Below are 17991 nucleotides of genomic sequence, written 5' to 3' on the forward strand. Positions count from 1 at the left end.
TTCACCGTGTGCGGCTCGGTGTCGGAGGAGCCGGTGAAGTTGGCGTTGCCGGTGTAGGTGGCGGTGATGGTGTAGGAACCCGCTGTGGCGTAGGTGTGGGGCGGTGCGGTCGCCGTCCCGCCCGAAAGGGGCACGGAGACGGTGGGTGAGCCGTCGCCGAAGTTGAACGTCACCGTGCCGGTCGGGGTTCCGGATGCCGGCGGAACCGGCGCCACCGTTGCCGACACGTTGACCGGTTCTCCGACGACCGACGGGTCGGGTGCGTCGGTGATCGTGGTCGTCGTGGACGCGGGCGGCGATACGGTGTGCGTGTCGGTGCCGCTGGAGGGCAGGAAGTTGGCGTCCCCGCCGTAGCTGGCCGTGACGGTGTGAGGGCCTGCACCCAGCGTGCTGGTGGTGACCGTGGCGACGCCGCTTCCGTTGAGCGTGCCCGTCAGAGTTCCGCCGCCGGAACCCGAGATCGCGAACGTGACGGTGCCCGTGGGCGTGCCGGACCCGGGCGGAACGGCCGCCACCGTGGCGGTGAACGTGACCGGTTGTCCGGGAGTCGACGGATCGGGGGACGAGCCCACCGACGTGGTCGTCGACGCCTTGGTGACGGAGAAGGCCGTCGTGCCGGTGGACGGGTCGAATCCGGGAGCGCCGTTGTAGTGCGCGGTGACGGTGTGGGTGCCGACGCCGACACCGTTGACCGTGACGGTTGCGGTTCCGCCGGACAGTGTCCCCGTGAGAGTGGGTCCACCACTGACGGTGAAGGTGACGGTGCCGGTGGGTGTTCCGCCCAGGGGCGCTATCACGGTGGCCGTGAGGTTGACCGGCTGTCCGAAGACCGGTGCGGCCGGCGAAGCGGTGACCAGGGTGATGGTGAGTGCCATGGTGCGACCTTCCGAACTCTGTGGTTGAAAGCGGACGTTCGCCTCGGGGCCGGTGCCGGAAGTGCCGGCGGGGAGCGGCAAGTTCACTGCCCTGCCCCCCGGTTTCCGGGTTCCGGATATCGACGAGGTCGGTGCCCGCTTGCCGATGTCTGCAGTAGGCCCCGGCCGCTCGTCGTTGAGCCAGATGGGCGGGGGCAATATCGCCCTTTTGGCGCAGCGCAGTTGGGGGCGAACGGCGCGTTGGGCCGACGGCGCGCGACGCTGCGGCGCATATCTCTTTTGGCCTGATAAGGAGATGTTCGTCCCTTGCGGTGTTGCGTAAGTCGAGGGTGTTGGTGAGAGAGAATCCGGATCGCGCGGTTCACTCACGGTGATGATGGATCGGTCAGAAATTCGATCGTGCGCCGGGTGTGCCTCGTGTGTGCCCGCTCCTGCGCCCCCCTTCGGGAGGATCGTGGCGTCCCGGGGCGATCCGGCGGCGAAGGGCATGCCGAGCGGCCGGCGCAGGCCGTGAGGGGTGTCCCGTGGTTGTGCCCTGATGGATGCGTGTGACGACAGTCGTGCGTCCCGGCACGTCGCGGTGAACGCCGACGAACGGCCGACGTCGCGTGCTAGGGCCCGCGGCCACGCCCCGTAGCCGGAAGCGGCGTCGTCGTGAGCTGCTTCTCCGAAGACGGGGTTGTACCCGGGGGCGGGGCCTGAAGGTGCAGTCCCCCCGGATCCTCGTGCGCCTTCTTGCGCCCCTCCCTCCCGGTGGAGGCCGTGGGCAGCCCGGCGTACGGGGGTCGTCCGGTCCGGAGGACTGTGCGTACCCCAGCCGGGCACGGATCGTGCACGCCCGGCGCGGGCGGACGACGGCGCGGACGGGGGAGGGCGGGCCCCCGACAGAAGGCCCGGAGGACGGGTGTCTCTTCCGGTGCCTGCTCACCCGAACGGGCGCCGGACGAGGGGTGGCGCCGCGGCCGGTGTCCGGCGGAACCGGGTCGCGCCTCGAGCGCCGCCGAGGGCCGGTGCGATCGGGCGGGGGCACCTGTGCGTCCGGCCTCCCGACTGTCGTCGCCCGTACCCGGCCGCCCGCACCGTTCCCGCCCCGCGGCCCGCGACGCCCCTCCGGCCGCCGGGACGTGACGTCGTGGACCTCCGGCTCGACCACCGGACCGGCCGGGCCGGAATCCGTATGGCACCCCCGGACCGGTGCTCCCGCAAGCGGGACCGCCCGGCCCTGCTTACCGTGGGATGGCTCCGCCGCACCTGGGCCCCGCCCGGCGTCGGGGCGCCCCTCGTCTGCGGGCACGTGACTTCCCGTGGCTGCAGACCGGCAGACCGGCAGGGAGGCAGTGTGAGCGGCTCGCGGCAGGAGCACCCGACAGGCGCGCCAGGAACCGCCGGCGCCGCGCCGCCCCGGGGACGGGCCTGGCTCGACGGCCTGGGCACCGTGCTCGCCGGGATCGTCGTCATGTGGATCGTGGCGACCCTCGGCCTGTGGGCCGCCGGCGCCACCGATCTGCCCGACGGGGCGTTCCCCCGCGTGGTGGCCGCCGTGGTCGTCGACGCGGTCGGCGGCACCGTGGAACTCCACGGGAACGCCGGCTTCCTCGCCCAGACGGACGCTGCCCTCGACGTGGTCCCGCTGTCCGTCACTCTCGTCGGCGCCCTGGTGATCGGGGTACTGTTCCTCCGGCCGCTGCGCCGCCGGCCGGCGGTCACCGGAGCGGAACTGGGAGGCCGCGTCGCTTGGACGGCCGGGTGGTGGATCGTTGCGCTGATCGTCCTCGCGGTCGTCACCCGCCACACGTTCAAAGTGTCCGTGGGAGGTGGGATCGCCCAGGAACTCGGCGACGCCCTCGACGCGGCCCCCACCGTCGGCTTCCGTGCCGACGGCGTCGCCACGGTCGGCCTCGGCCTGCTGTGGCTGCTGGCCGTTCTGGCCTTGACGTTCATGGTGTCGCGCAAGGCCCCGTTGCCCACCGGGGCGCGGCGCTTCCAGGACGCCGTCCGGCCGCCCGCGCACGCCATGCTGCTGGTTCTGCTCTGCTGTGTGGTCATCGGCGTGATCGTCGGGGTGATCGTGGCGATCGCCGGGGACTACCCGGGCGAGACCTTCGCGGTCGTCCTCCTCAGTCTGCCGAACCTCGTCTGGATGGGCCTCGGCATCGGCATGGGCGGTTCGTGGGACGGCCACGTCACCAAGCCCGTCGGCCTGCCCATGCCCCAGGTGCTCGACCAGGTCCTCAGAACCGGCGGCAACGACCGCACCCTCGATCTGGGCACCCTCGCCGGCTACGACGGCCGGGCCTGGCTGCTGCTGCCCGCTGCGGCCGTGCTGCTGCTCGGCGCCGGGATCCTCGCCGCGCTCCGCACCCCGGCCGACGGGGGCGGGCGGATGCAACCGTGGAGGCACGCGCTGCGCATGGCCGTCGCCGTGGGCGTCACCCTGCTCGTCGTCGGGCTCGTCACCCCCATCGAGGCGCGCTTCGGTCTGTCGGTGCTCGGTGTGGGGAACATCGACAGCCTCGGCGGCAACATCACCCTCGACCCGAACCTCGGGGCGCTGGTCGGCTTCGGTCTGTTGTGGGGCCTGGTCGTCGGCTTCATCGGCGGGCTGGTCGCTGCACGCCGTCGCCGCTCCGGCGAAGCGGAGTGACATCCTCGCGCACGTCTGTTCCCCGCCGACGGGGAGGACGGCCCCGACCGGTCCTGCCGGTTCCGGGCGGGCCCGTCCGGGGCCTCAGCGGACCCGCGCCGGGTAGGCGCGGACGGCCGTCGTGTCGTCCAGGCCCCGGCCGGTGGCGAGGTCGTAGCGCTGCTTGAGCAGCGGGGACGCGACGAAGGGCCGTCCGTTCACGGACCCGGTCAGGCCGCGGGAGAGGACGTACGCGCCGGTCACCGGGTCCCGGTTGTCGATCGCGTACACCTGCCCGGACCGGTCGGTGAACAGGGCCGCCTGGCTGCCGTCCGGGAGGATCGCGGCGACGCCGCGGCCGGGGGTGAGGCAGGTGTGGTCGCAGACGGCGAACCAGTCACGGCCGAGCAGCAGTTCTGCGCGCATGACGGTGTGCTCGGGGGCGAGTGGCGGGGCGATGCTCATCAGGTGGTGCTCCCTTCGAGGCTGCGTACAGGCAGGACGGGGCCGGCCAGGACATTCAGGTCCGGCTTGATCTGGTCGCGTTCGGGGACGAACCGCACCGAGGGGTCGGGCGTCCCGGGTGCGTTGACGAAGGAGACGAACCGGCGGAGCCGCTCCGGGTCGTCGAGCGTGGCGCTCCACTCGTCCCGGTAGCCGGCTACGTGGTCGGCCATGAGCTGTTCCAGCTCGTCGCAGATGCCGAGCGAGTCGTGGACGACCACGTCCCGCACGTGCTCGAGACCGCCGTCGATGCGCTCCAGCCATGCGGAGGTGCGCTCCAGCCGGTCCGCGGTGCGGATGTAGAACATCAGGAACCGGTCGATGATGCGGATCAGTTCGGCGTCCGAGAGGTCCTGGGTGAGCAGGTCGGCGTGGCGCGGCTCGGCCCCGCCGTTGCCGCCGACGTACAGGTTCCAGCCGCTCGCGGTGGCGATGACCCCGAAGTCCTTGCCGCGCGCCTCGGCGCACTCGCGGGCGCAGCCGGACACGGCGGACTTCAGCTTGTGCGGGGCGCGCAGCCCCCGGTAGCGCAGTTCGAGGTCGATGGCCATGCGGACCGAGTCCTGGACCCCGTAGCGGCACCAGGTCCGCCCCACGCAGGACTTCACGGTCCGCAGCGCCTTGCCGTAGGCGTGGCCGGATTCGAAGCCGGCGTCGACCAGCCGGGACCAGATGAGCGGCAGCTGGTCGACGGCCGCGCCGAAGAGGTCGATCCGCTGCCCACCGGTGATCTTGGTGTAGAGGCCGAAGTCCCGGGCCACCTCGCCGATGACTATCAGCTTCTCGGGGGTGATCTCGCCGCCGGGAATGCGCGGGACGACCGAGTACGAGCCGTTGCGCTGGAGGTTGGCGAGGAAGTGGTCGTTGGTGTCCTGCAGGGCGGCCTGTTCGCCGTTCAGGACGTAGCCGTCCGCGCCGATCGACGGGGCCAGCGAGGCGATCACGGACGCCACCACCGGTTTGCAGGTCTCGCAGCCGTCGCCGCCGCGTGCCTCCGGGCGGCCGTGCTCGTCCAGCACCCTGGCGTAGGAGGCCAGTCGGCGCACCCGCACGATCTCGTACAGCTCGGCACGGGTGTGTGCGAAGCAGCCGCACAGTCCGCTGTCGGTGCTGACGCCCGACGCCTGGAGCTCGTCGCCGACCAGCGTGGTGAGTGCCTTGACACAACTGCCGCAGCCCGTACCGGCCTTGGTGCACTTCTTCACCGCAGGCACGTCCGTGCAGCCGTCTCCGGTGACGGCCGACCGGATGGCGCCCTTGGTGACGTTGTGGCAGCTGCACACCACCGCGTCGTCGGGCAGGGCGGAGGGGCCGGGAGCCGCGGTCGGCCCGGCGCCGGCCGGCAGCACCAGCTGCTCGGGAGGGACCGGCGGCACCGAGCCGGTCAGCGGCCTCAAGGTGCCGTAGGCGTCGGCGTCACCGACGAGCACCCCGCCCAGCAGGGTGCCGTCCACGCCGACGACGAGCTTCTTGTAGACGCCGGCGCGAGAGTCGGCCCAGACGACGTCGAGGCAGCCGTCGGCGGTGCCGTGTGCGTCGCCGAAACTCGCCACGTCCACGCCGAGCAGCTTCAGCTTGGTGGAGGTGTCGGCGCCGGTGAACCGCGCCGGTGACGCCTGCTCCGCCACCGCGTCGGCGGCGGTCGCGGCCATCTCGTAGCCGGGTGCGACGAGTCCGTACACCCGCCCGTCGGCGGCGAGCGCGCACTCGCCGATCGCGTACACCGCCGGGTCCGACGTCCGGCAGTGCTCGTCCACGGCGATGCCGCCCCGTTCCCCGACCTCCAGACCGCAGTCACGCGCCAGCTGGTCGCGCGGACGGATACCGGCGGAGAACACGACGAGGCCCGTGTCGAGCGCGGATCCGTCGGACAGGACGAGCCCGGTGACGGCCCCGGCGTCGTCCGCGACGATCTTCTTCGCCCCCACGCCGGTGTGTACGTGCAGGCCCATCCCTTCGACGGTGCGGCGCAGCGCGGCGCCGCCGCCCTCGTCGACCTGGACGGGCATCAGGCGCGGCGCGAACTCCACGACGTGCGTGTCCAGTCCGAGCCCGCTCAGTGCCCCGGCGGCCTCCAGCCCGAGCAGGCCGCCACCGATCACCGCGCCGGAGGTCGGGCCGCGCTGCGCGTACGCCTCGATGGCCAGGAGGTCCTCGATCGTGCGGTAGACGAACACGCCCTCGGCGTCCTTGCCGGGCACCGGCGGCACGAACGGGTACGAGCCGGTGGCCAGGACGAGCGTGTCGTAGGCGACGGTGAACCCGGACCGGGTGGTGACCGTGCGGGCTTCGCGGTCGACGGCGGTCACCGGGTCGCCGAGGCGGGTCTCGATGCCGTGGCGCTGGGCGAAGTCGCTCTCGCCGAGGCGGAGTCCGTCCGGGGTGACCCCGGTGAAGTACGAGGTGAGCCGGACCCGGTCGTAGGCCGGGCGGGGCTCCTCGCCGAGCACGACCACACGTGCCCGGTCCGTGACGCCCCGCTCGGCGAGGGCCTCGAGGAACCGCTGGCCGACCATTCCGTGGCCGGCGAGCACGATCGTGGGGCCGGGCGTCTCGGCAGCGGCGGTCGCTTTCGGAACGGTGGTCATCGCGGTCCTCCGTGGTCGGTGAACAGGTGCAGCAGGCTGTCGGCGGGCAGGGGTTCGTCGCGCTCCCAGGTCCGGGAGAGCGCGCCGACCCCGCTGAGATCGCCCAGCAGGATTCCGCCCGCCAGCCGGCCGTCACGGACGACGACCTTGCGGTAGGCGCCGCGGGTGGCGTCGGAGAGCCGGACGACCTCGTCGCCGGGTGCGGGCCGGACGTCGCCGAACGCGGCCAGGTCGAAGGGGCCTCGGCTGCCGTGCGCCGCAAGCGTCAGCCGGGTCAGCAGGCGGGTTCCGGTGTAGCGCGGCGCGGGCTCCCGTCCGGCCAGGATCGCGGCCAGCACGTCCGCCTGTTCCCGGGCCGGTCCGGCCAGCCCGTGCACGACGCCGTCGTGTTCGGAGCAGTCGCCGATCGCGTGGATCCGGGGGTCACTCGTCCGCAGCCGGTCGTCGACGACGATGCCGTGCCGCACGTCCAGCCCGGCGTCCCGGGCGAGTCGGGTGCGGGGCCGCACCCCGCAGGCGAGCACGACGAGTTGGGCGTCGAGCACGTATCCGTCGGCGAGTTCGACGGCGTGCACGGCCCGTGCGCCTCCCCGGTCGCGACGCCTGCGCGGCGAGCCGTCCGGGGCCTCGTTCCCCGGACCCGTCAGCAGCCCGCGGGCCCAGCACTCGGTGTGCACCTCGACACCGGATGCCTCGAGGTGACGGACCAGTTCGCGTGCCGCAGCGGCGTCCAGCAGGCGTTCCATCAGCTGTTCGCCCTGCTGGGCCAGGACGACGCGGCAGCCGAGCCGGGCCAGCGCCCGGGCTGCCGAGACGCCGAGCAGCCCGCCGCCGATGACCACGGCGGGCAGTCCCGGCCGGGCCGCGGCCGACAGGGCGAGGCAGTCGTCCAGGGTGCGGAAGGGATGCACCCCGGCGGGCAGAGTCCCGCCGCCGTGCGGGCCGTGGTCGGCCGGGCCGCGCAGCGGCGGCAGCACCGGGTTGGCGCCGGTGGCCAGCACCAGCTCGTCGTACGGCACCCGCTGTCCGTCGGAGCAGTGCACCTCGGCGGCCGTCCGGTCGATGCGCACGGCCCGGGTCCCGCGCAGGGTGCGGATGCCCGCGGTGGACGCGGGAGAGGGGAGGGCGGCGACCTCGGGCGCGTACCGCCCGGCCAGCACCTCGGCGAGCAGCACCCGGTTGTAGGGCGGGTGCGGTTCCTCGCCGATGACGGTGACCTCGGCTCCCGTCCGGTATCCGGCCAGCTGCTGGACGAGCCGGCTGCCGGCCATGCCACCGCCGACCACCACGATGCGGTGGGGGTGGGGGCTGTGGCGGGGACCGGCGGTCGTCGAAGGGGCCATGCACCGCAGTGTGCGCGGCGGCCGTTTCCCGCCCGCATCCCGGCGGTTACCCGCCGGGAACGCTGCCCTCAGCGCCGCCCTGCAGGAGCTGTGAGGAGGGATGCCGCTTCGAGCGCGGCTGCTCTTCGGGCGAAGAGCCCCGAATTCCGTCCCACCTCGTGCCGGTCAGGCTTTCTGGTGGAAGCGGCGGTGCAGATCGCGTACCTGCTCCGCGAGGCCGGGAACCGGACCTTCCACAACGACGCCGGGGACGATCTCCCGGATGGGCAGGGGGCGGACGGGAGGCGCGGGAACCCCCAACGCGGTCAGCCAGGAAGTGAGTTGCTCGGACGAGCACACGTACACGATGCGCCCCAGCCCGACCCAGCCATGCGCGGCGGCGCACATCGGGCAGTGCTCGCCGGAGGTGAAGACGGTCGCCGCCGCCCGTTCCCCGGACGTCATGTTCGCCGCGGCCCATCGCGCCAGCGCGAACTCCGGATGGCGGGTCCGGTCGCCCGAGGCCACACGGTTGTGGTCCTCGGCGAGGACCGTCCCGTCCGCGGCGACGAGTACGGAGCCGAACGGTTCGTCGCCCGCCTCCAGTGCTTCCGACGCCAGTTCCACGCAGCGGCTCAGGTGTTTCAGCTCGGCGTTGTCCATCTTGCTGCCCCCAGTACGCGATCTCGAGGGCATGGTAGGGGGCGTCCGGCGAATGACGCTGCACAACGCGTTGCACTGAGGGGTCGACGACGGCCGTGCCCCTGAGCGCGACCGGTCCGCCGGGCACGGCCTACGGTCGCCGGACCTCGAACTGGAAGCAGCCGTACTCCAGAGCCCGCACGTGCACCAGTGCCACCTCCGGCTCGGCGAACGCTTCCTCGAAGACCCGGTCGAACCCGGCCTCGGCATGGTCCGGGATCTCGAAGAAGCGGCCCCCGACGATGTGTCCTTCGGCGTTGTACCGGCGGATGGTGCGCAGAGCCCCCGGTCGCGCGAAGGGGTAGCCCCGGGCGCTCCGTGGCCCTCCGCATGCGTCGGTGTGGATGAACACCGGCCCTGCTTCGTCGTAGGCCCCGGGCTCGGCCCCGGTCGCCGTCGCCCATCGGCGCAGCGGCGCGTAGGAGACGAGGGCGACCCGCTCGCCGGGCTCGATGGCCCTCAGGCAACAGCGCAGCGGGCTTCCCACGCAGTCGAGGGGGACACCGTCCTCGCGCGCGGTGTACGGCCGCGGCAGCTGCCCGGCGTCATCGATGTCGCGGAGTTCCTCGAGCGCGGTGGGAGGGATGGGCAGAGGCGTGTATGCGGTCACAGGTCCAGTGTCGACAGCCGGCCCACGGCGCGCCGGCGGAAATCGGACACGAGGTTCGACCGAACTGCTTCGGCGCATCCGGCAGGTCACGAACGTGCACGCGTGGCCGCATGTCGACAGGCCTCGCGACGGCCGACCCGGCTCGGCCGATCCGCTGAGGCGGGACCCTAGTGGTCGGATTCCTCGCCCATGTACAGCTCCGCGAACGCCGTGCTCGCCGCCGCGGAGCCGAGCATCCGCCGCAGCCGGGCCTCGGCGGTCCCGGCCCGGAACGGGTCGCCGGAGGATGCGCCGTGCAGGACGTCCGAGAACCACAGGGAGAACTCCTGGTACTGCCACACGCGCCGCAGACAGGTGTCCGAGTAGCCGTCCAGGGCGCTCCCGTCCCCGGCGGCATCGGCGATGAGCGCGTCGGCGAGCGTCAGCGCGTCGTGGATGGCGAGGTTCATGCCCTTCGCGGCGATGGGTGCGACGAGGTGGGCTGCGTCGCCCGCCAGGAACAGCCGTCCGTGACGCATCGGCTCGACCACGTAGTTGTGCATGTCCAGTACGCGCTTCTCGATCAGCCGGCCCTCGTTGAGCGGCGGCACGTCCGCAGCGGCCAGGCGGGTCCGCAGCTCCGACCAGACGCGCTCGTGCGGCCAGTTCTCCGGGTCGTCCCCGGCGGGGCATTCCAGGTAGTAGCGGGTCACCTCGGGGCTGCGGGCCATGTGGGCGCCGAAACCGCTGGGGTGGACGCCGAAGACGACGCCGTCGGAGGAGGGCGGGGCCTCGGCGAGCAGCGCAAGCCAGCCGAGGCCGTAGTCGTGTCGGGCGACGGTCATCCGGTCCTCCGGGACGGCGGCCCGCGACACGCCGCGCGCACCGTCGCAGCCCGCGACCGTGGCGCAGGCGATGCGGTGTCGCTCGCCGGTCGCCGGGTCGGTGTACGACACCGCGGGCTGCTCGCTCTCGAGTCCGTGCAGTTCGACGTCCTGGACCCCGAAACGGATGTCGCCGCCCTGGGCGTCCGCGTAGGCGGCGACCAGGTCGGTCACCAGCAGCGGCTGCGGGTAGACGAAGTGGCGCCGCCCGATCCGGTCCACCGGCCGGACGGTGTGGCGGTGGCCGGAGAAGCGGAACTCGAACTTCTCCTGGGTCTGGGCACGTTGGAGCAGGCGGTCCGCCAGCCCGCGCGCCTGCAGCGCCCGGACGGCCCACTCCTCCATGAACCCCGCGCGCGGCCGCTGCTCGATGAACTCCCGGTTCTCCGCCTCCAGCACGACGCAGTCCACGCCGCCGGAGCGCAGCACGTTCGCCAGAGTGAGTCCGGCCGGGCCGGCGCCTATGACGACGACCGAGGTGCGGGTGGTCGAGGGAGACAGAGCCACGTCGCGGGGTCCCTTCGAGCAGTGATGGGGGATCAGGGGACGCAGTATGGGCCCCCGGTGCCGCGGCCGGAGCGGCGGGGGTGCAGGTGTCCGGTCCACTTCGCCCCGCGCCGGCAACCGGTTCGACGTTACGGGCCGCACCAGTGCCGCAGCATTCCCGGAGCACCGGGGAGCAAAGAACACCGGATCGAACGTCGCCTGCCGGCCGGTCGCCGGCGGATCCCGACCGAACCCGCGGCACCGGTTCGGCCGGCCCCCCGCATAGGGTCGTCCGGTGACGATCGGCGACATACCCCTGACGACCCTGGTCCTGCTCTGCCTCGCCGCTGCCGCCGCCGGCTGGATCGACGCCGTGGTCGGCGGCGGCGGACTGCTCCAACTCCCCGCTTTGATGGTCGGGTTGCCGCAGGCTCCACCGACGTTCGTCCTCGGCACCAACAAGGCGGTGGGCATCGTCGGCACGTCGGCGGCGGCCGTGACGTACATCCGCCGCGCGCCGGTCGACGTGCGCACCGCCGTCCGCATCGGGTTGGCCGCGATCGCCGGATCGGCCGGCGGGGCGTCGCTCGCCGCCGGGATCGACAGCGACCTGCTGCGCCCGCTGATCATGGTGGTCCTGCTCGCCGTTCTGGCGTTCGTCCTGTTCCGGCCCGCCTTCGGCACCGCGCCCGCGCCCGGACCGGCGGGGCGGCAGCGTGTGCTGGTCGCGATCCTCGTCGCGGGCGTCGGCATCGGCTTCTACGACGGACTCATCGGGCCCGGCACCGGCACGTTCCTGGTGATCGCACTGGCCGCGATCCTCCACATGGACCTGGTCACGGCCTCGGCCACCACCAAGGTCGTCAACGTGTGCACCAACTTCGGCGCGCTGGTGATGTTCACCGCCCAGGGCACCGTTCTGTGGCGGCTCGCGGCACTCATGGCCGTGTTCAACCTCGCCGGCGGCACCCTCGGCGCCCGTACCGCGCTCAAGCGCGGCAGCGGGTTCGTGCGGACCGTCCTGGTCGTGGTCGTCGTCGGCCTGATCGGCAAGCTCGCCCACGACCAGTGGCTCGCGGGCTGAGCGGACGACGGACGAGATCACCATCCGCCCCCGGTGACAGTCACCGGGTATCAGTGACTCATGCCGTAGGCGACGCCGTAGAACGGCAGGTTGCCGCGCTGCATGAAGTCGCCGTGGCGGGACGCGTGCGCCGCTCACGCTACGAGAAGAGCGAAGGGCTGAACTCCCAGCAGGCCACCCGCGACATGCAGGCACTCGTCAAGGCGGGCATCCTCAGTGCCGTCGGCCGGACCAAGGCCGCCACTGTGTGGCCGGCGACCGCTTCCCCCAGGACGTCCTCGAGGCTGCTCAGCGCCGCCACACGATCCGTGACCCCTACGGCTCCCAGAGCGGTTTGCGATGCCGCCGCATGCGGTGTGGACTCGGCCGTACGAGACGAACTCCGCAGTGCCGGACGACCAGGGACGGAGGACCCGTGCACGCCGAACACCTCACCGTGCTGACCACCACCGACAGCGCCGAGAAGGCCGAGACGCTCGCCCGAGGGGCCGTGGAGGACCGGGTCGCGGCCTGCGCGCAGATCAGCGGGCCCGTCACCTCCGTGTACCGCTGGGAGGGCGCAATCGAGACGGCCCCCGAGTGGCAGGTGCTGCTCAAGACGGCGGCTTCGCAGTACGAGCACCTGGAGGCGTACATCCGCTCGGTGCACGACTACGACACCCCGGAGATCATCGCCACCCCCGTCGTCCGCGGCGGCGCCGACTACCTCGCGTGGGTGACCGCCGAAACCGCCGCTCCCGCAGAAAGCACCGGCCCCGGACGGTGACCCCCGTGCGCGACCCCGAGCACCCGCCCGTCTTCGTCTACGGCACCCTGCGCCCCGGCCAGGGCAACCACGCCCGCCACGTCCGGGGCCGCACCCTCTCCGAGGAGCCCGCCGTCCTCCCCGGTGCCATCCTGTACGAGGGCCCCGGCTATCCGTTCGCCCTCCCCGAACCGGGCTGCGAGGTCCGGGGCGAGGTCCTGCAGCCGGAACCCGCGCAGTACGCGCCGCTGCTCACCGCACTCGACGAACTGGAGGGGTACCGGCCCGGCGCCCGCGACAACCTGTACGAGCGGGAGCTGCGCACGGTCCGCCTGAGCGACGGCAGTACGACCGACGCCTGGGTGTACTTCGCCGCCGCCCCGATGGCCTGCCGGCTGCGGACCTCGGGGACGCCGCTGCCGGGCGGCCGATGGCCGGCAGCCGCCTCCGGACAGGCCGCCCGCAAGGAGGAATCCCGTTGACAGAGCCGACCTCGCCGCCCCTGCCCAAGGCCGAGCTGCACCTGCACATCGAGGGCACGCTCGAACCCGGGCTCGCCTTCGAACTCGCCCGCCGCAACGGCGTAGAACTGCCGTTCGCCGATGAGGACGCGCTGCGCGCCGCCTACTCCTTCGACGGCCTCCAGTCGTTCCTGGACCTCTACTACGCGCTCATGGCAGTGCTGCGCACGGCCGACGACTTCACCGAACTCGCCGACGCCTACCTGGCCCGTGCCCGGCAGCAGGGTGTCCGCCACGCGGAGATCTTCTTCGACCCGCAGGCCCACACCGCCCGCGGGGTGCCGATCGGCACCGTGATCGAGGGCCTCAGCCGCGCCCTGGACCGGGCCCCGGAGACGTACGGCATCAGCACCCGGCTGATCCTGTGCTTCCTCCGTGACGCCAGTGCGGAGGAGGCGCTCGAAACGTTCGACAGCGCCCGGCCGTACCTCGACCGCATCACTGCCGTCGGCCTGGACTCCGCCGAGGTGGGCAACCCGCCGTCGAAGTTCCGCGAGGTGTTCGCCCGTGCCCGGAACGCCGGGCTCAGGTGCGTGGCCCACGCCGGGGAGGAAGGCCCGCCGTCCTACGTGTGGGAGGCGCTCGACGTCCTCGGCGTCGACCGCGTCGACCACGGCGTGCGCTGCCTGGAGGACGACACCCTCGTCGCGCGGCTGGCCGCCGAGCAGATCCCCCTCACCGTCTGCCCGCTGTCGAACGTGACGCTGCGCGTCGTCGACCGGCTCGCCGACCATCCGCTGCCCGCCATGCTGGACGCCGGGCTGCTGGTGACCGTCAACTCCGACGATCCCGCCTACTTCGGCGGCTACGTCGACGACAACTTCCGGGCGATCCGGGAGGACCTGGGCCTCGGCGAGGAGCAACTGCGCACCCTGGCACGGAACTCCTTCCGCGCCTCCTTCCTCGATGCCGCCGGCCGCGACGCCCTCATCGCGGAGGTCGACCGGCACCCGGCCCGCATCTCATAGGGCGGCTCGTGCCCGTCCGTCCAGCGGCTCCAGCCGGACCGCGCACACCTTGAACTCCGGCATCCGGGACACCGGATCGAGCGCCGGATTCGTCACGGTGTTCGCGCGGCCCTCGCCCGGCCAGTGGAAGGGCATGAAGACGGTGTCCGGCCGGATGTCCGTCCCGATCCGCGCCGGTGCGACGGCCCGGCCCCGCCGGGACACCACCGCCACCGCGTCGCCCTCGGACACCCCCAACCGGTCCGCCGGCAGCGGGTGCACCTGCACGAACGGTCCGGGCGCGGCAGCGTTGAGCTCGGTCACCCGCCGGGTCTGCGCCCCGGACTGGTACTGGGCCAGCACCCGCCCGGTCGTCAGCAGCACCGGGAAGTCGGCGTCCGGCTCCTCCGCGGCCGGGCGGTGCGCCACGGGGACGAACCTCGCCCGGCCGTCGTCCGTGGCGAAGCGGTCCAGGAACAGCCGGGGCGTGCCGGGGTGCGGGGCGGCCGCGGCTCTCGCGTCCGACGCGCCGTCTTCGGAGTCCGGCGCCGGGGCGTCCGGGCAGGGCCAGAACACGCCGTCCTCCTCGGCGATCCGGCGGTAGGAGATCCCGGAGTAGTCGGCCGGGCCGCCCGCCGACGCCCGCGCCAGCTCCCCGAACACCTGCTGCGGATCAGTCGGGAAACCGTCGCCGTGGCCGAGCCGCACGGCCAGCCCGTGCAGTACCTCCAGGTCGGAGCGGACCCCGGGCGGCGGATCGGCCGCCTGCCGCCGCAGGATCACCCGTCCCTCCAGGTTGGTGGTGGTGCCGGTCTCCTCGGCCCACTGCGTCACCGGCAGGACGACGTCGGCAAGTCGGGCCGTTTCGGACAGCACCACGTCGGCGACCGCCAGGAAGTCCAGCGCCCCGATCCGCTCGGTGATCCGGGAGGCGTGAGGGGCCGACACCACCGGGTTGGAGCCCATCAGCAGCAGCGACTTGACGTCGCCGCCGAGGGCGTCGAGGAGCTCGTACGCGCTGCGGCCCGGCCCCGGGAGCGCGTCCGGGTCCACGCTCCAGACGGCCGCCACGTGGGCCCGGGCGGCCGGGTCGTCGAGCTTGCGGTAGCCGGGCAACTGGTCGGCCTTCTGGCCGTGTTCCCGACCGCCCTGGCCGTTGCCCTGGCCGGTCAGGCAGCCGTAACCGGAGAACGGGCGGCCCGCCCGGCCGGTGGCCAGGCAGAGGTTGACCCATGCGCCCACGGTGTCCGTGCCCTTGGAGTGCTGCTCCGGTCCGCGTGCCGTCAGCACCATCGACGCCGGTGCGTCGCAGAACAGCGCCACGGCCTCGCGCAGCGCGGGCAGCGGGACACCGGTGATCCGCTCGACCAGCTCCGGCCAGTGCGCCATCACCGACGCCCGTGCCTCCGGCCAGCCGCTGGTGCGCGCCGCGATGAACTCCTCGTCCAGCCGGCCCTCCGCGACCACCAGATGCAGCAGCCCGAGGGCGAGCGCCAGATCGGTGCCCGGGCGCGGCGCCAGATGCAGATCCGCCTGCTCGGCGGTCCGGGTCCGGCGCGGATCGACGACGATCAGTTTCCCGCCGTTCGCCCGCAGCTGCGTCAGGTACCGCAGCGCGGGCGGCATCGTCTCGGCGAGGTTCGACCCCACCAGGATCAGGCACCCGGTGTGCGGGATGTCGTCCAGCGGGAACGGCAGTCCCCGGTCGAGGCCGAACGCCCGCTGATGGGCGGCGGCGGCCGACGACATGCAGAACCGGCCGTTGTAGTCGATCTGCGAGGTGCCCAGCACCACCCGCGCGAACTTGCCCAGCGCGTACGCCTTCTCGTTGGTCAGGCAGCCCCCGCCGAACACCGCGACCGCGTCCGCGCCGTGGGCGTCCCGGCTGCCGGAGAGGACGTGCGCGATCCGGTCCAACGCCTCGTCCCAGCCCGCCGGTCGAAGCCCCCTGCCGGGGCGGCGCACCAGGGGCCGGGTCAGCCGCGTCCCCGGGGCGAGCAGGTCAGGCGCGGTACGGCCCTTTCCGCACAGGGCGCCCCGGTTCACGGGGAATCCCGGGCGTTCCACCACTTCGAGCGCCTCACCGCCGGGGCGCTGCCGCAGCCCCATGCCGCACTGGAGCGCGCAGTAGGGGCAGTGGGTGGGCACGGCAGGCGGGGCGGCGGGGGAGACGTTCATGGCCGACAGCCTGGTCCCCGCGTGTTACGCCGCGGACCGCCGTCGGGTTACACCGGCGGCTCGGGAACCTCAGCGGTCCGGGCCGGGCGCCGTGAGCAGGGACGGGTGCCCGCACACGTCAGCGTTCGAGGGCCCGCTCCACGCCACGCTCCCGCGGCCCGAGGAAACGCGGATCGGGCCGCACCGCCGCGTCCCACGCCGCCTTGCCCGCCGCGACCATCTCGCGCACCCCGCCGTAGTACCAGGTGATGTCGCGCGGGTCCGAGGACGCCGCGACACCGTAGGCGTCCACGCCCGCCGCCCGGCACAGAACGAGAGCCCGGCGGATGTGGAAGCCCTGGCTGATCAGCACCGCCCGCTGCACGCCGAAGATCCGGCGGGCCCGGGCGCAGGAGTCCCAGGTGTCGAACCCCGCGTAGTCGTCGACGACCTGCGAACCGGGCACACCCCGCCGCACCAGGTAATGGCGCATCGCGCTCGGCTCGTCGTAGTCGCGGCGGCTGTTGTCGCCCGTCACCAGCACCGCCCGCACCCGGCCCGCCCGGTACAACTGTGCGGCGGTGTCCAGCCGGTGGGCCAGGTACGGCGACGGCTCGCCGTCCCACAGTCCCGCACCGAACACCACCGCCACCGGCGCCGCGGGCACCCCGGCCGCGGACCGCACCCGCGCCGAAGCAGTCACGTTCATCCACGTCGCCGGCAGCAGCGCGAGCACACAGCCCAGTACCGCCACCCGCAGCAGCCGACGCTGCGAGGCCCTCGTCCGCGGTGGCCGCCGCTGACGCAACCACCCGACGACGTCCGGCCGATGACGTTCCACAGCGATTTCCCCCTTGCCCTCCCACACCTCGCGACATCCTCCCAGCACGGGCACGACGTCGCGGGTGAGGACGCCGAAACCCCCCGTGACCGTGCGGCAATCACCACGAAATCCGTACCCGCGACGATCGGTCCATGACGGCACCGCACCGCACCGCATCACCCGCCCCGCCCGCACTCGTCGCCGTCGCCCACGGCAGTCGCCACCCCGAGGCACTGCGCACGGTCACCGCGCTGCTGGACCGCGTCCGCCGGCTGAGCCCCGGGCTGCGCGTCGAACTCGGGCACATCGAGATCGATCATCCGCTGCTCGCCGCCACCCTGGCCCGGCTGCGCGGCAGCGCGGTGCTGGTGCCGCTGCTGCTCGGCCGCGGCCACCACACCGGGCACGACCTGCCGCGTGCGGTCGCCGCCGCCCCGCACCTGGACGCCCGGATCGCCCCGCCGCTCGGCCCCCACCCGCTGCTGGCCGAGGTGCTGCACGACCGTCTCCGGGAAGCGGGGCTGCCCCGCCGGCCCTCGCCCGCCCGGGGCGACGCCGTGGTGCTGGCAGCCGCCGGTTCCCGCCACCCCTGCTCGGCAGAGGACACCTCCCGCGCCGCCCGGCTGCTCTCCGCCCGGCTCGGCGGCGTGCCCGTCAGGCCCGCCTACGCCTCGGCCTCCGCTCCCACCGTTCCCGACGCCGTCCGCGACCTCGCCGTGGGCGGGCACCGGAACATCGCCGTCGCCTCGTACTTCGCAGCGCCGGGGTACTTCGCCGACCGGTGCCGGGCCGCCGCCCCCGGCACCGCCGCCGCCCCGCTCGGCGACCATCCGGCACTGGCCCGGCTCGTCCTCGAGCGCTACCGCCGGGCGCTCGGGGCGGCCCCGGGGCGGCCGGGCGGGGCGCTGACGGCCGCGTGGACGGCGCGTTCACCGGACTTCTGCCGAGGATGCCCGGTTGTTCGGGGCCCGGGTGTCGCCCGCGGTGAAGCCGAGGGCGAGGGGAGAATCGCTCCCTGGTCCGGCGGCGCGGAGCGTCGCCGTTCCCGCTTACCTGCGGGTCGGACCGTGATCGCCGGCCTCGGCCCCGTTCGAAAAGGTGACCCCACCCCTGAGCGCATGCCACCCGGCGACGCCGGTTA

General features: G+C 73.4%; 14 protein-coding genes and 1 pseudogene. 6 read left to right on the forward strand and 9 right to left on the reverse strand.

Annotated elements, in window-relative coordinates:
* Positions 1–875: Ig-like domain-containing protein (locus M1E25_RS18925; protein ID WP_251417172.1), on the reverse strand; the 875-nt coding region annotated here is incomplete at its 3' end.
* A 1339-nt stretch (positions 876–2214) separates the two neighbouring features.
* Between M1E25_RS18925 and M1E25_RS18930 the strand changes: the two genes are divergently transcribed.
* Positions 2215–3519, forward strand: coding sequence for a streptophobe family protein (locus M1E25_RS18930; protein ID WP_251417174.1), 1305 nt, complete (start codon positions 2215–2217; stop codon positions 3517–3519).
* Between the two features lie 84 nt (positions 3520–3603).
* Here the strand turns inward: M1E25_RS18930 and M1E25_RS18935 are convergent, their stop codons facing one another.
* The 6 genes from M1E25_RS18935 to M1E25_RS18960 all read right to left on the reverse strand — a co-directional run bounded on the left by M1E25_RS18935 (position 3604) and on the right by M1E25_RS18960 (position 10588).
* On the reverse strand, positions 3604–3963 hold the full coding sequence (locus M1E25_RS18935; protein WP_251417175.1) for a nitrite reductase small subunit NirD: 360 nt from the start codon (positions 3961–3963) through the stop codon (positions 3604–3606).
* On the reverse strand, positions 3963–6590 hold the full coding sequence (nirB, locus tag M1E25_RS18940) for a nitrite reductase large subunit NirB (protein WP_251417177.1): 2628 nt from the start codon (positions 6588–6590) through the stop codon (positions 3963–3965). The genes M1E25_RS18935 and nirB overlap by 1 nt, the downstream gene beginning before the upstream one ends.
* A complete protein-coding gene (locus M1E25_RS18945) occupies positions 6587–7933 on the reverse strand; it encodes an NAD(P)/FAD-dependent oxidoreductase (RefSeq protein WP_251417179.1) in 1347 nt (448 codons plus the stop codon). The genes nirB and M1E25_RS18945 overlap by 4 nt, the downstream gene beginning before the upstream one ends.
* Before the next feature lie 165 nt (positions 7934–8098).
* Positions 8099–8575 (reverse strand): nucleoside deaminase, encoded by a 477-nt coding sequence (locus M1E25_RS18950; RefSeq protein WP_251417181.1) that lies wholly within the window; start codon positions 8573–8575, stop codon positions 8099–8101.
* 130 nt (positions 8576–8705) lie between these two features.
* Positions 8706–9224 carry a DUF1203 domain-containing protein gene (locus tag M1E25_RS18955; RefSeq protein ID WP_251417183.1) on the reverse strand — a complete coding sequence of 173 codons (519 nt, stop codon included), beginning with the start codon at positions 9222–9224 and terminating at the stop codon, positions 8706–8708.
* Positions 9225–9391: 167 nt separating this feature from the next.
* Positions 9392–10588, reverse strand: a complete 1197-nt coding sequence (locus M1E25_RS18960; RefSeq protein WP_285830946.1) for a 4-hydroxybenzoate 3-monooxygenase — start codon at positions 10586–10588, stop codon at positions 9392–9394.
* 286 nt (positions 10589–10874) lie between these two features.
* Here M1E25_RS18960 and M1E25_RS18965 point away from each other — a divergent pair, with 286 nt between their 5' ends.
* The 4 genes from M1E25_RS18965 (at position 10875) to M1E25_RS18980 (ending at position 13891) form a co-directional block, all read left to right on the forward strand.
* On the forward strand, positions 10875–11657 hold the full coding sequence (locus tag M1E25_RS18965; protein ID WP_251417227.1) for a TSUP family transporter: 783 nt from the start codon (positions 10875–10877) through the stop codon (positions 11655–11657).
* Positions 11658–12072: 415 nt separating this feature from the next.
* The gene (gene cutA, locus M1E25_RS18970; RefSeq protein ID WP_251417188.1) at positions 12073–12423 is read left to right on the forward strand and encodes a divalent-cation tolerance protein CutA; all 351 of its coding nucleotides are present in this window, start codon (positions 12073–12075) and stop codon (positions 12421–12423) included.
* A 5-nt stretch (positions 12424–12428) separates the two neighbouring features.
* The gene (locus M1E25_RS18975; RefSeq protein WP_251417190.1) at positions 12429–12884 is read left to right on the forward strand and encodes a gamma-glutamylcyclotransferase family protein; all 456 of its coding nucleotides are present in this window, start codon (positions 12429–12431) and stop codon (positions 12882–12884) included.
* Positions 12881–13891, forward strand: a complete 1011-nt coding sequence (locus M1E25_RS18980) for an adenosine deaminase (protein WP_285830943.1) — start codon at positions 12881–12883, stop codon at positions 13889–13891. The genes M1E25_RS18975 and M1E25_RS18980 overlap by 4 nt, the downstream gene beginning before the upstream one ends.
* Here M1E25_RS18980 and M1E25_RS18985 read toward each other — a convergent pair.
* Positions 13886–16048, reverse strand: a complete 2163-nt coding sequence (locus M1E25_RS18985) for a molybdopterin oxidoreductase family protein (protein WP_251417193.1) — start codon at positions 16046–16048, stop codon at positions 13886–13888. The genes M1E25_RS18980 and M1E25_RS18985 overlap by 6 nt on opposite strands.
* A gap of 118 nt (positions 16049–16166) precedes the next feature.
* Complete coding sequence (locus M1E25_RS18990) at positions 16167–16868, reverse strand: SanA/YdcF family protein (protein ID WP_251417195.1); 702 nt, start codon at positions 16866–16868, stop codon at positions 16167–16169.
* Positions 16869–17002: 134 nt separating this feature from the next.
* Here M1E25_RS18990 and M1E25_RS18995 point away from each other — a divergent pair.
* Positions 17003–17707: pseudogene (locus M1E25_RS18995) on the forward strand (sirohydrochlorin chelatase); the annotation flags it as partial.
* Between the last annotated feature and the right edge of the window lie 284 nt (positions 17708–17991).

This window comes from Streptomyces meridianus, from assembly GCF_023703325.1.
In the GTDB taxonomy this organism is placed as follows: Bacteria; Actinomycetota; Actinomycetes; order Streptomycetales; family Streptomycetaceae; genus Streptomyces; species Streptomyces meridianus.

Excerpts from the sequence above, each read along its gene's own strand:
- M1E25_RS18945 (WP_251417179.1), bottom strand. The coding sequence starts at position 7,933 with ATGGCCCCTTCGACGACCGCCGGTCCCCGCCACAGCCCCCACCCCCAC.
- M1E25_RS18935 (WP_251417175.1), bottom strand. The coding sequence starts at position 3,963 with ATGAGCATCGCCCCGCCACTCGCCCCCGAGCACACCGTCATGCGCGCA.
- nirB (WP_251417177.1), bottom strand. The coding sequence starts at position 6,590 with ATGACCACCGTTCCGAAAGCGACCGCCGCTGCCGAGACGCCCGGCCCC.
- M1E25_RS18985 (WP_251417193.1), bottom strand. The coding sequence starts at position 16,048 with ATGAACGTCTCCCCCGCCGCCCCGCCTGCCGTGCCCACCCACTGCCCC.
- M1E25_RS18950 (WP_251417181.1), bottom strand. The coding sequence starts at position 8,575 with ATGGACAACGCCGAGCTGAAACACCTGAGCCGCTGCGTGGAACTGGCG.